Annotated in this window: 13 protein-coding genes; 10 read left to right on the top strand and 3 right to left on the bottom strand. The window is 53.9% G+C overall.

Annotated features, from left to right (window positions below):
* Positions 1-123: 123 nt before the first annotated feature.
* Entirely contained in the window at positions 124-633 is a 510-nt protein-coding gene (orn, locus tag G3I67_RS10415; RefSeq protein WP_235931866.1) for an oligoribonuclease, read from the top strand.
* On the opposite strand, the gene paaX is transcribed toward orn, so the two are convergent.
* Positions 623-1,588 carry a phenylacetic acid degradation operon negative regulatory protein PaaX gene (gene paaX, locus G3I67_RS10410; RefSeq protein WP_163655032.1) on the bottom strand — a complete coding sequence of 322 codons (966 nt, stop codon included), beginning with the start codon at positions 1,586-1,588 and terminating at the stop codon, positions 623-625. The genes orn and paaX overlap by 11 nt on opposite strands.
* 163 nt (positions 1,589-1,751) lie before the next feature.
* Between paaX and paaA the strand changes: the two genes are divergently transcribed.
* The 9 genes from paaA to paaK are packed head-to-tail and all read left to right on the top strand — an operon-like array spanning position 1,752 to position 9,827.
* Positions 1,752-2,741 carry a 1,2-phenylacetyl-CoA epoxidase subunit PaaA gene (paaA, locus tag G3I67_RS10405; RefSeq protein WP_163655029.1) on the top strand — a complete coding sequence of 330 codons (990 nt, stop codon included), beginning with the start codon at positions 1,752-1,754 and terminating at the stop codon, positions 2,739-2,741.
* A 36-nt stretch (positions 2,742-2,777) separates the two neighbouring features.
* Positions 2,778-3,065: a 1,2-phenylacetyl-CoA epoxidase subunit PaaB gene (gene paaB, locus G3I67_RS10400; protein ID WP_163655027.1), complete on the top strand. Its 288-nt coding sequence runs from the start codon at positions 2,778-2,780 to the stop codon at positions 3,063-3,065.
* A 10-nt stretch (positions 3,066-3,075) separates the two neighbouring features.
* Entirely contained in the window at positions 3,076-3,888 is an 813-nt protein-coding gene (paaC, locus tag G3I67_RS10395) for a 1,2-phenylacetyl-CoA epoxidase subunit PaaC (RefSeq protein ID WP_163655025.1), read from the top strand.
* A gap of 29 nt (positions 3,889-3,917) precedes the next feature.
* Complete coding sequence (gene paaD, locus G3I67_RS10390; RefSeq protein ID WP_163655217.1) at positions 3,918-4,388, top strand: 1,2-phenylacetyl-CoA epoxidase subunit PaaD; 471 nt, start codon at positions 3,918-3,920, stop codon at positions 4,386-4,388.
* A 28-nt stretch (positions 4,389-4,416) separates the two neighbouring features.
* Complete coding sequence (gene paaE, locus G3I67_RS10385) at positions 4,417-5,499, top strand: 1,2-phenylacetyl-CoA epoxidase subunit PaaE (RefSeq protein ID WP_163655023.1); 1,083 nt, start codon at positions 4,417-4,419, stop codon at positions 5,497-5,499.
* A gap of 20 nt (positions 5,500-5,519) precedes the next feature.
* Positions 5,520-7,184, top strand: a complete 1,665-nt coding sequence (paaN, locus tag G3I67_RS10380) for a phenylacetic acid degradation protein PaaN (RefSeq protein WP_163655021.1) — start codon at positions 5,520-5,522, stop codon at positions 7,182-7,184.
* Positions 7,185-7,195: 11 nt separating this feature from the next.
* Entirely contained in the window at positions 7,196-7,984 is a 789-nt protein-coding gene (paaG, locus tag G3I67_RS10375) for a 2-(1,2-epoxy-1,2-dihydrophenyl)acetyl-CoA isomerase PaaG (protein WP_163655019.1), read from the top strand.
* A 2-nt stretch (positions 7,985-7,986) separates the two neighbouring features.
* Entirely contained in the window at positions 7,987-8,460 is a 474-nt protein-coding gene (gene paaI / locus G3I67_RS10370; protein ID WP_163655017.1) for a hydroxyphenylacetyl-CoA thioesterase PaaI, read from the top strand.
* A gap of 59 nt (positions 8,461-8,519) precedes the next feature.
* Entirely contained in the window at positions 8,520-9,827 is a 1,308-nt protein-coding gene (gene paaK / locus G3I67_RS10365) for a phenylacetate--CoA ligase PaaK (protein ID WP_235931857.1), read from the top strand.
* A gap of 41 nt (positions 9,828-9,868) precedes the next feature.
* On the opposite strand, the gene G3I67_RS10360 is transcribed toward paaK, so the two are convergent.
* On the bottom strand, positions 9,869-11,269 hold the full coding sequence (locus G3I67_RS10360; protein ID WP_203583609.1) for an MATE family efflux transporter: 1,401 nt from the start codon (positions 11,267-11,269) through the stop codon (positions 9,869-9,871).
* Complete coding sequence (locus G3I67_RS10355; RefSeq protein WP_163655013.1) at positions 11,266-12,999, bottom strand: ArnT family glycosyltransferase; 1,734 nt, start codon at positions 12,997-12,999, stop codon at positions 11,266-11,268. The genes G3I67_RS10360 and G3I67_RS10355 overlap by 4 nt, the downstream gene beginning before the upstream one ends.
* Between the last annotated feature and the right edge of the window lie 6 nt (positions 13,000-13,005).

Genomic DNA, 13,005 nt, shown 5'->3' with positions numbered 1-13,005 from the left:
TCGTGTTTTAACTGGATGGATTATATGGCTAACACTAGCGCCGACGCTTCTTTAAATGACTCAAGCCCTGGCTCGGCATCGGTTCCGACCACCACCAATGAGTTTCGCCTGGTCTGGCTTGACATGGAGATGACCGGGCTTGATCCGGAAAAGGAACGCATCATCGAAGTGGCGATTGTCATCACTGAGCCCGATTTGACCGTTGTGGCCGAAGGCCCGGTCCTGGTGATCCATCAACCCGATGCGATTCTGGACGCGATGGATAGCTGGAATCGCGGCACCCACGGCAAAAGTGGTCTGATCGATAAAGTCAGGGCTTCAACGACGACAGAGGAACAGGCACAGGACGAGCTGATTGCTTTTATGCTTAAGTACGTTCCCGCAGGTAAATCACCTCTGTGCGGAAACACCGTCAGTCAGGATCGCCGGTTCATGTTCAAGTACATGCCAAGACTTGAACAGTTTTTTCACTATCGCACGATTGACGTCAGTACGATCAAGGAGCTTGCCCGGCGCTGGAATCCTGCTTTGCTCAAGGGGTTCGAAAAGCACAGCAAACATGAAGCGCTGGCCGATATCATGGAGTCTATAGAAGAGCTCAAGTACTACCGCGAGCATTTCATCAAGGTTTGATCACAGCTTGTTTGGCGATTTTGTCAGGCGCGCCGCCAAAGCGTTCGAACACGGATGGGTCGAGCGTATGGATTGCAGCGGGATCCGGCTCCAGTTGCTCTTTCATGTAAGCTTCGCTGAGATCGAAAATCTGCCAATACAAGCGTTCGCAAAGCGCACGCGAGCTTTGTCCCGGCCAGTTTGCCGGCAACATGGCGCTAGGCAGTTGGGGGTCGTGAAGAACGACCCGCCGCCATGCATGCACCATCAACGCCCTGAGCGCAAAAGCCTGCTTAGGTTCGATACCTTTTTGAACAAAAGATTCGAATGGGGCGAAGCGGTTAAAAAACAATTCGTATTGGGCGGATAGTTCGTTCAGGTTCCAGCATTGATCCGCCAGGCTTGCAATCGGTAGGCCGCCGGCAATCGCATTGTCGGTTGCGTGCAAAACCAAAGCTAAATCCGCAATGCCGAGCTTGCCGAGAATATCGTGCGCAATTTGTGGATTGGCGTGAGGATGGGCGAATACGCCTTGTGCGAGGACGCCGAACCCTTCCCAGACGAGTTGATCGCGCAGCGCGTTGCGCTCGGCCAACCCATGGTTGCCGATTTTAGGCAGGATTACGACTGTCCACGATCCGTCCCACTGAGTCGGCGGTCCGACATAAATGCGTTTAGAAGCCCGAGCCGTGAGCTTGAGGCCTTGCTCGGCCAATTCGTATCTTGATCGACGACCTAGTCGCTCGGATTTAAGCCATCCCTGTGCTACCAGCCTGAAAACGCTTGTGCGCAACAGCCTTTCGTTGATGCCCAGTGGTTCAAGCAGGGTGATCAGGTCACCCAGCCAGGCAACGCCGCCATGAGGGCCGATTGCATCGCCCAAAATCGTCACGCACAAGGATTTAGCGCGGGGAGGGTCCAGAGTAAGCAGTGATTGCAAATGTGATTCGAAAGAGGGCGAAAGACTTGTTTTCATGCAAACAATAAGAATTGATGAGTGGCCGTAATCGACGTAACCCACATGATACATATAATGGAAAACGATACAGAAATTGTGTTGACATGCATTTTTTTGTATTAAATAATGCATGATCAATTTGATCCATCGCAAAACTTCGTCAATTTTTCGGAGACATTCCATGTACGCTCAATTGGTCGAGACGGGTGTGACCCAGGTCAAAAGCGCCGAGCAACTATCGGGTGCCGATCAGGCTTTTCAGCGCCGCATCGATGACGGAATCAAAATCGAACCCAAAGACTGGATGCCCGAGGCCTACCGCAAAACGCTGGTGCGTCAGATTTCGCAACACGCCCATTCCGAAATCGTCGGCATGCTGCCCGAAGGCAACTGGGTGACGCGTGCCCCCTCCCTGAAACGCAAGGCCATCTTGCTGGCCAAAATTCAGGATGAGGGCGGGCATGGCTTGTACCTCTATAGCGCGGCCGAAACGCTTGGGGTATCGCGTGATGACCTGGTCGACGATTTGCTGGCTGGTAAAGCTAAATATTCAAGCATCTTCAACTATCCAACGTTGAACTGGGCCGATATCGGGATGATTGGTTGGTTGGTCGACGGTTCGGCCATCATCAATCAGATTCCGCTATGCCGTTGCTCCTATGGCCCCTACGCGCGAGCGATGGTTCGCGTTTGCAAGGAAGAGTCGTTTCATCAGCGACAGGGATACGACTTGTTGCTGGCCATGTGCAAGGATGGCACGCCTGAACAGAAAGAGATGTGTCAGGACGCCATTAATCGCTGGTGGTGGCCGGCGTTGATGATGTTCGGTCCTTCGGATGCCGAATCGGTTAACAGTGCCCAGTCTATGGCGTGGAAAATCAAATTGTTTTCCAACGATGATTTGCGCCAAAAAATGGTCGATCAAACCGTTCCGCAGGCGGAATATCTCGGTTTGACCTTGCCTGATCCGGATCTCAAATGGAATCCACAGCGCGGTCATTACGATTTCGGCAAGATCGACTGGTCGGAGTTTCAGGAGGTTCTGAAGGGCAATGGCCCTTGCAATCGAGACCGTTTAAAGGCGCGTCGCGACGCTCACGCAAAAGGAGCTTGGGTGCGCGATGCTTTGTCCGCCTATGCAGCCAAAAAAGAAGCACGCGCAGCAGCGTAAGCGCGCTTATTCAACACATTTTGATGCGAGAACAATATGTCGAACAAAAATTGGCCACTCTGGGAAGTTTTCATCCGCAGCCAGCATGGACTGGCACACAAGCATGTCGGCAGCCTGCATGCGTCCGATGCCGAGATGGCGGTCAACCATGCGCGTGATGTGTACACGCGCCGCAATGAAGGGTTAAGCATCTGGGTGGTGCGCGCGGCGGATATCACCGCAAGCAGCCCATCGGATAAGGATTCATTATTCGAACCATCTAACAGCAAGGTCTATCGTCACCCGACCTTTTTTCCGATGCCCGAAGAAGTCAAACACATGTAAGGTGGGATAGATGACTGCTGCACAAATGACACCTCCCACCGCGAATCAACTTGCCTCTGCCGCCACACCTTTGGTGGACGGTCTGTTGAGACTAGGCGACAACGCTCTGATTTTGTCCCAGCGCTTGTCGGCTTGGTGCGGCCATGGTCCCGTTATCGAGGAAGACATGGCTTTGACCAATACCGCGCTTGACCTGCTTGGACAGGCGCGCATGTGGTTCAGCCTGGCCGGTCGTATCGAAGGGCAGGGGCGCGATGAAGATGCGCTGGCCTATCTGCGCGACTCCCACCATTTTCGCAATTTGCTTCTGGTCGAGCGTGCGGATGATGATTACGCTCAGACAATGGTGAGGCAGTTTCTATTCGATGTTTGGCACTATTTTCTGCTGGAGCGACTATCGCAATCCACTGATGCGGATATTGCCGCGATCGCCTCCAAGTCCATCAAGGAAGTTGCTTACCACGTGAGAAGATCATCCGATATGGTGGTGCGTCTGGGCGATGGTACCGATGAAAGCCATCAGCGCATGCAAGACGCCATCGAGTTGTTCTGGCCCTATGTGGGCGAAATGTTTGTGGATGATGCGATCGATCAGGAATGGAACAAACAGGGCTGGGGGCCGCTGCCTTCTTCATTGCAGACATCCTGGTTATCGCATGTCGAGCAAGTGTTCGCCGAGGCTACGCTCAAATTGCCGCCTCTGGAAGGGGCGATGCATCAAGCTTTCAGAGGTGGCCGTAGCGGCCGTCACACCGAGCAACTAGGGTATCTGCTTGCAGAAATGCAATTCCTGCCCCGCGCCTATCCCGGAGCCTCCTGGTGAGTTCGCTGCTGGTGGCTCCTGAGGTCGTCATGGACTGGCTACAGTCAGTCGCCGATCCCGAAATTCCTGTTTTGTCGGTGGTTGATCTAGGGGTGGTTCGTGAAGTGTCCTGGCAAGATGGTGTATGCGTTGTGACGATTACGCCGACCTATTCGGGATGCCCTGCGATGTACGAAATCACGAATGCGATCGGGACATGCCTTGAGCAGCACGGAATCGAATCCTATCGCGTCGATACTCGATTGGCACCGGCGTGGACGACAGACTGGATGACTGAGCGGGGTCGCAATGCGCTCAAGGGCTACGGCATTGCGCCACCCGCCCAAGCCGCGATCGACATATCAGGTATCAGCCGCAACCATCGGGCCCCGGCTGTTGCGTGCCCCCATTGCGGGTCGGCATCAACCAGATTAATCAGTGATTTCGGCTCTACTTCCTGCAAGGCACTTTACCGATGCAGCAGTTGCCGCGAACCCTTCGACTACTTTAAAACGCACTAGCTTCAAGCGCTAACGACAAGGTGCATGCATGAGTCAATTTCATTCTTTAAATGTTTCTTCCGTCGCCCGCAATACTCGCGATGCCGTGGTGGTGACCTTTGACGTGCCGACTAATCTTAAAGAGGCATTTTCTTTTCGTCCGGGTCAGTATTTAACCTTGCGCACACAGATTGCCGGTGAAGAGTTGCGACGTTCGTATTCCATCTGTTCGGCGCCAAGCGACGGTGTGTTGCGCGTGGCCATCAAGCGATTGGATGATGGCGCATTTTCCACCTGGGCCAATCAGTCCCTCGAGTCCGGGCAAAAGCTTGATGTCATGCCGCCTGCCGGTAATTTCACGATCGATTTTGCGCCTTCCAATCGCCGTCACTATGTTGCCTTCGCTGTTGGCAGTGGTATCACCCCGATTTTTTCCCTGATTAAATCCGCCCTCGGCACCGAGCCTGAAAGCAGTTTTACGCTGTTTTTCGGTAATCGGGCTTCATCCGCAGTGCTGTTTCGAGAAGAAATCGAAGACTTGAAAAATCTTTACATGAACAGGTTTTCGGCCGTGTTCATCATGAGTCGCGAAAACCAGGACATCGAGTTGTTCAATGGTCGTCTCGATGGCTCCAAGGTGAACCAGCTTTTATCCGTCTGGATGGATCCGCAGGATATCGATTACGCTTTTGTTTGCGGGCCCCAGACCATGACGGAGGATGTGGTCAAGGCTTTGGAAGACAAGGGTATTGCGAAAGACCATATCAAGTTCGAATTGTTTGGCGCTCCAAAGGGGCCTCGCGCCGTTCGAACCGGACATGATGCCCGTACCGCGCCAGGCAAAGGGCAGTGCGAACTGACAGTCATTCAGGATGGCCATAGCCGTACGCTGATGGTCGAGAAAAATAGCGAAAACCTGCTTGATGCCGCTTTGGCCCAAGGGCTTGAATTGCCCTATTCATGTAAGGGTGGCGTTTGTTCGACATGCCGTTGTAAAGTGACTGAAGGCGAAGTTGATATGGATATCAATTTCGCGCTTGAAGATTATGAAGTTGCCCGCGGGTTTGTATTGACCTGCCAAAGCTATCCGGTAACCGATAAAGTCGTGATCGATTTCGATCAGGAAACATAAATTAAACGGAGATTTCACAAGTGTCTGCTGATTTTTTTGCGCGTCATGAAGCGTTGTTGAACCAGGCCGTGGCTGCTGCAGCCACACGCGGTTACTGGAGCCCATTTACCGAAATGCCCAGCCCGCGCGCGTATGGCGAAACCGCAAATGATGATGGTCGGGCCGCTTTCGACGCGCAGCGTAACAAGCCATTCATTCTTGAAGGCGTCGATAACAAAGTCATGGGTGGGGCTGAAATCTCGCCCCTGGATGGCGCGCTAGGTGTGACGTACCCGAAACTCACCGTTGATCAGGTCGTACAAGCAGCAGGTAATGCATGGCAGGACTGGCGTCGCGCCGGCCCCAAGACATGGGTTGGCGTGTCACTCGAGATTTTGTCTCGCCTGAATCGCGCCAGTTTTGAAATCGCCTACGCGATTCATTTCACGACAGGCCAAGGGTTCATGATGGCCTTTCAGGCGGGTGGTCCACATGCACAGGATCGTGGCGTGGAAGCTGTTGCCTACGCGTGGCAGGAAATGTCGCGCATTCCAACGGATGTTCAGTGGGTCAAGCCTCAAGGCAAAAACGACCCGATTAGCATGCACAAGCACTTTTCGATTGTGCCGCGCGGGTTGTCTCTGATGATTGGATGTTCTACGTTTCCAACCTGGAATAGCTACCCCGGTATGTTTGCCAGTCTGGCCACTGGCAATGCGGTGATCGTCAAGCCGCACCCTGGTGCGATTTTGCCGCTTGCGATCACCGTTCGCATTGCGCGCGAAGTATTGCGCGAAGCAGGATTCAATCCGGATGTCGTCACCCTTGCCGTGCATGATGCCAACGAGGCCACTGCTCAGGAGTTGGCGCTTCGCCCAGAGGTCAAGATCATTGACTTTACCGGCAGCAATGCCAATGGAACGTGGCTTGAAAATCACGCAAGACAGGCGCAGGTCTATACAGAAAAGTCCGGTGTCAATCAGATCGTGATTGATTCGGCAGATGATTTGAAAGGTGTTGCACGAAATATCGCCTTTTCGCTGGCGCTTTACTCCGGTCAGATGTGTACGGCACCTCAAAATATTTATGTCCCTGCCGGCGGGATCGAAACTTCCGCCGGACATGTTTCATTTGATGAGGTCGCTACCGCTATTGCCACTGCGGTTCAAAAACTCACGGCGGATCCGTCCAAAGCAGTCGAAATCACCGGAGCGATCCAGAACAGTGTGACTGAAGCCAGAATCGAACAGGCCCGTGCCCTGGGTTTACCTATCCTTGCCGATAGTGTCGCGTTAGTGCATCCTCAATTCGCTCAGGCCAATGTGCGTAGTCCATTGGTGTTGCGAGCCGATGCGACTGAACCTGCCATTCAAAAGGAGTGGTTTGGTCCTATTGCTTTTGTTGTTGCGACCGAATCGACCGACCACTCGATTGCGTTAGCAACGGATTTTGTTCAGAAACATGGTGCGTTGTCGTTCGGAGCTTATTCAACAAATCCGACCGTTCTAAAACAGCTTCAGGATGCGGCCGAGTTTGCTGGCGTTGCGTTGTCGCTCAATTTGACCGGTGCGGTTTTCGTGAATCAGACTGCCGCCTTTAGTGACTTTCATGGAACGGGAGCTAATCCGGCGGCCAATGCGGCTTTGTCGGATTCCGCATTTGTCGCGAATCGTTTCCGAGTCGTGCAAACCCGCTATCACGTCTGAGGCGATTCATCATGTCATATCAAGACATACTTTTTTCTCTTGACGCCGGTATTGCGCGAATCACGCTCAATCGCCCCGAGAAACTCAATAGCTTTACCGCTCAAATGCATGGCGAATTGGCTGATGCGCTGATTCAGGTTGCCGAAAACAATGCGCGCGTGCTTGTTTTGACCGGAGCCGGTCGTGGGTTTTGCGCCGGACAGGACTTGAACGACAGACAGATGTCGACCGAGGATGCCCCCCCCGATCTTGGGGAAACGATCGAACGCTATTACGCGCCACTGGTCATGCGCATGCGTGCGTTGGCCTGTCCTATCGTTGTTGGTGTCAACGGCGTGGCGGCCGGGGCGGGTGCGAACATCGCATTGGCAGGCGACATCGTAATCGCTAAGGAGTCGGCTTCTTTCATTCAAGCATTTTGTCGGCTAGGGTTGTTGCCCGATACGGGCGGTACTTATATTTTGCCCCGCTTGGTTGGGCATGCGCGAGCGATGGGCTTGTCACTGCTTGGGGACAAGCTAACCGCACGCCAGGCCCAGGATTGGGGGTTGATCTGGCAATGCGTGGCCGATGATGCTTTCGACGCTGAACTTGATCGCCTGGCGCGACATTTCGCGCAGGCTCCCACGCGCGGTCTTGCTTTTACCAAGCAAGCCATCAACGCAAGCTTTACCAATCAGCTGGATGAGCAACTTGATCTCGAGCGCGATCTGATGCGCGAGCTTGGGCGTACTAAGGATTACGCCGAAGGCGTGGCTGCGTTCCTGGCTAAACGTCCACCTGTTTTCAAGGGAGAGTAAGCATGCCTCGTTCAGCTTTACTTTTGATCGATCCGCCGGCCGACCCGCAAGCATTGGCCGAAGCGGTTGGTCAAAGCATGTACAGCGTGGATCCTGCTTCGCAAGCGATGGGGATCGAGATGGTGTCGATTACTCCAGGCGAATGCAAGATGACCATGAAAGTGCGTCGAGACATGTTGAATGGACATCAAACATGTCACGGGGGATTTCTATTTGCGTTTGCCGATAGTACGTTCGCATTCGCATGCAATTCCCGAAACCTCAATACGGTTGCATCGGGTTGCACGATCGATTATCTGGCTCCGGCATTTGAAGGCGAGGTTTTAACCTCGCATGCGAAAGAGCGTTCGCTGGCTGGGCGCACCGGAATATATGACGTGACCATTACCAATGAGGCGGGCAAGTCGATCGCCTTGTTCAGGGGACGTTCGTATCGCATCAAGGGCCAGGTGATTGGTCAAACCCCGGAAGTCTGACTTTCTAGGCATACCACTTTTAGGCATATTTTAAAGATACAGGAGACGATCCGATGATAATGAACCAACAAGGCGCCGGACTCGAACCGATCGAGCATGCAAGTCGCGATGAGATTCAGGCTCTGCAGCTTGAACGCATGAAGTGGTCCTTAAAGCATGCATATGAAAACGTTCCGCATTATCGGAAGTCTTTCGATGCTGCCGGGGTTCATCCGGATGATTTGAAACAGTTGTCCGACCTTTCCAAGTTTCCATTCACGACCAAATCCGATTTGCGAGACAACTATCCGTTCGGAATGTTTGCCGTTCCGCGTAAAGATGTGGCGCGTATTCATGCAAGTTCGGGTACCACCGGTAAGCCGACTGTGGTTGGTTACACGCTTAAGGATTTGGACAATTGGGCAAATTTGGTCGCACGATCGATTCGCGCTGCGGGTGGTCGGCCGGGCGATATCGTGCACGTTGCCTATGGTTATGGTTTGTTCACGGGGGGCCTAGGCGCGCACTACGGTGCCGAGCGCTTGGGTTGTACCGTGATACCGATGTCTGGGGGCCAGACCGAAAAGCAAGTTCAATTGATTCAGGATTTTCGTCCCGATATCATCATGGTGACCCCATCTTACTTCTGCAATATTTTGGATGAGATGAAGCGCCAGGGTATCGACCCGCGCCAGAGTTCTTTGCGAATCGGTATTTTCGGGGCAGAACCCTGGACCGGGCAGATGCGGGCTGACATCGAAGCCAATTCGGGGGTGGACGCTGTTGATATTTATGGTTTGTCCGAAGTCATGGGGCCTGGTGTTGCTTGTGAATGCGTCGAGACCAAAGACGGTCCGGTGATCTGGGAGGATTATTTCTATCCGGAAATTATTAATCCGGAGACTGGTGAGGTTCTGCCCGACGGAGAGCAGGGTGAGTTGGTGTTCACCTCACTGGCCAAAGAGGCGTTTCCGGTCATCCGATATCGCACGCGGGATCTGACGCGCCTGTTGCCTCCAACCTCGCGTAGCATGCGCAGAATGGACAAGATCACGGGTCGAAGCGATGACATGTTGATCATTCGCGGTGTCAACGTCTTCCCCGCCCAGGTTGAAGAACTTGTGTTGAAGATCGCTCAGCTTGGCCCCCATTACCAGATTGTTTTAACGCGAAGCGGCAATCTCGACGAGGTGGAAATCATGACTGAAGTCCGTCCTGAGTTTGATTATCTGAATGCTTCCGAGCGCGAGCAGATTGCCGGGCAACTGCGCCATGCGGTCAAATCGTTTATCGGAGTCTCGGCTGCGATTCGCGTGACTGACTCGGGTAAGGTGGAAAGGTCGTTGACAGGCAAAGCCCGACGCGTGATTGATAAGCGTCAACGTTGAGTCGCGAATGCGTGATTACAAGAGCCTGAGTTGTAACCGCCTCAGGCTCTTTCTTTTTGGGTGATATAGCGATACCAGCTATGTAATAAGGCGGCAGAGACGGATAAACCGATTGTTGCCATCATCCACATGCTGCCGGCCCCAACGGGCGATCCGGCCAAAAGGTAGTTGCGCAAAGGCTCCATCAGTACGCGTCCGGGGCCGAATCCCATGAACCAGCCACCGCCCAGCCCGATCAGCATCAGCGCAAAAATTTGCAACAGCATAGGAACCATCGCGACTTTGTGGGCGCGAAGCAAATAGCTGTTGATGCATTGCATCGTGTCGACAATATGAAAAAACGGTAATAGCACGAGTAAAGACAAGGCGACCGCGGCGACTTCGGGATTGTTTGTGTAGGTAGCCACAATCAACTCTCGACCGAAAAACAGCAACAGTGCAGTAATCACCGCGCCGCATAGTCCGATCACAAGCCCCATCATGCTGGTGCGATGCGCTTGCTGCATATTTTGAGCCCCGATAGACTGCGCGGCCAGCGCCGAAGTGGCCACCCCGATCGACATCGGCATCATGTAAGCGAGCGCTGCAAGGTTTGACATGATTTGATGTCCGCCGATGACTGCCGTGCCCTCTTGCGCGACTAGCAACGCCATGAATGTGAAAGCGCTGACTTCGATTAGATAAGACCCACCCATGGGCAATCCCAGCCTGAGAATGCTCCAGATTGCTTTCAGATCCGGGCGCCCGATCCTGAGTTCGAAGGGTTTGTAGGACGGATTGCGCAGCACAACCCAGAGACCGGCTCCCAGCGTAATCCAGGTTACGATTGCCGAAGAGATGCCCGCGCCCGTTGCGCCCATCGCAGGTAATCCCCAGTGTCCGAAAATCAGTAACCAGTTGAAGAATACTTTCAAGGCAATGCCGACCAGATTGATCATCATGATCAGCTTGGGCCGCGATACGGCGTTCGATAGGGCATAGACTGTTCTGAACATGAGTCCGGCCGGCAACGCAAAAGTCAGGGCAAGCAGATAATCACCTACCTTGACTCTGACTTCGGGAGAGATGTCGCCGGAAAAGCGTAGCCACATATCCGGGTTCACCATCACGGCGCCGCCCAGGATTGAAAGAATCAAGGCAACCCATATCCCTTGCCCCCAGGACTGGCCAACTCGTTTAAGATCACCGGCCCCGACGTATTGTGCTTGGATCGGTATCAATGCGTGCATGACACCCATTAAACCGACAAAAACCGTGATGTAGATTGATATGGACAAAGCCATCGTTGCAAGGTCTGCAGGGCTCGAATGTCCCGTCATCGCGGTATCCACCACGCCGAAGGCCATGCTGGCCCACTGACTGATCAGGATCGGCCAGGCGTGTTTCAGGATGTGTCGCAATGTGCCGCCGATTGTGCGTGGTGACGTGTCGACAATGCTCATTTATTTTTGACTCGCAACAGGCGGTACCGATCAAACCGATCCGCACCCCGGGAGCCTATCCAAAGTACCGTGGCGCCATCGCTGTAGCCGGCAGTATCGTTTTCGAGCTGTTTGCGCGTGGTTTGCTGCAGGACAAAGGGACAAGACGAGTCGTAGGTGAAGTTGATGTTGTCGAATACGTATAGTGAAGCCTGTGGTCCCAATGATAGGCCCTGGGCGCGCACACAATTCGGCCCCCCGTTATTTGAAATCTTGTCCAGGACGGTTTTGATTTGCGCGGACATGGGGCGGTAGCTGCGTACGTAATCCACTGCAGGCATCCATAGCAGGACAAGCAGCAGCCAAGTCGTCGTGATCCCTGCGGCGCAGAGTACCGCACCCCTCCACAGCACGCTGGGGTGGCGGCGCAATCGCCAGATGACCATTCCCACCCAGATCATGGTGACAAATACGGCTGCGATGACACGCCACCATTCCAGTACCGGTTCGAATCCAGCCGTCTGGCGTTGGATGTTTAATTGAATTCCGTGCGGAATTCCGAAATGCAAAGCGACCCAGCCGATCCAGGCGCAAACAGCCGTCACCGAAAAACACATCAGGGCAAACCAGTCCAGCGTGTTGATGACGCCACGACGCATCGTAGGCAGGGCAAAGGATGCAAGAACCGCCATCGGTGCGACTAGCAACACAAATTCGTGTTCGCCAGATTCGCTCAAAATGGGTAACAACAAAAATAATCCCAAAACGAGAGAGGCCGGAATCAAAATGTGCGGGGCCGTCATCCAGCGGCGCCATTGCCACAAGGCCAGAATCGCAAGAGGCCAGATCGGCCATAAAAACCAGGGTAAGTCGCTAAAGGGACGCAGGGCGACACTCGAGTCCGGCAAGCCGAATGCCTGACGATTCCAGTGCATCCATTCGCTCATCCAGTCGGGATCGATATGCATGCCTGCTAGCCACCATCCCATTCCAAGACCAATTGCAAGCAGCAAAGTCCAGATCAGCCAGAATCGCCTGACCCAAAGCGCACCGCGGGGAAGAAAAGCGATTGGAATGGCGAACAACAGCGCCAGTACGCCTGGCCAGGCACGAGTCAGAAATGCGCCAGCCAGCGCGATTCCGAGCATGGTCGATCCGACAAGAGGCTTGTCCAACATGCGCGCCATGGCATAAAAACCAAGGGAGTAGCAGGCAATTAGGGCAGGCACGAAAGAAGTTTCATGCAGACGCAGCAAAACGCCTGCAGTTGCGATCAACAGCAGGCTCGCCGCATCAGCAATCAGACGACCGTAATCCTTGACGGTGGGCTCGCCGCCAAAGGGAAGCGCGAGCGGTTGCGCTTCCGCACGCCGACCAAGCAGGTAGGTGCCGTACCAGACAAATCCCAGTGTCATGGCGAACCAGAGTGTCGTTGCCAATTGAGCTGCGTGGATGACGCCAATCATGGGGCCGAATATCCTGATCATGGCCGCACCGACCCACATCACCAAAGGTCCGTCCTGAGTTAATTCGAAGGAACCGATATGGGGGAGTAACCAGGAATGCCCCTGCGCATTGAATGCGGTCAGCATGGTTGCCAGTCCGACCACGTCATCAGTCTTCCATGGATCGCGTCCAAAAAGTCCGGCCACAATGTAGGCAAAGGCCAACACGAACAACATCAGGCGCGGCAATTTGACCGTGGCCGGAGCTGTCAGGCGGGCGGGGGTGGACTGAGAGTTGGGAGACACGTTTCG

This window comes from Sheuella amnicola (genome assembly GCF_010499255.1).
GTDB lineage: Bacteria > Pseudomonadota > Gammaproteobacteria > Burkholderiales > Burkholderiaceae_B > Zwartia > Zwartia amnicola.
Note: the sequence above shows the minus strand (reverse complement) of the source record. Positions and strands in the feature narration are given on the sequence as shown.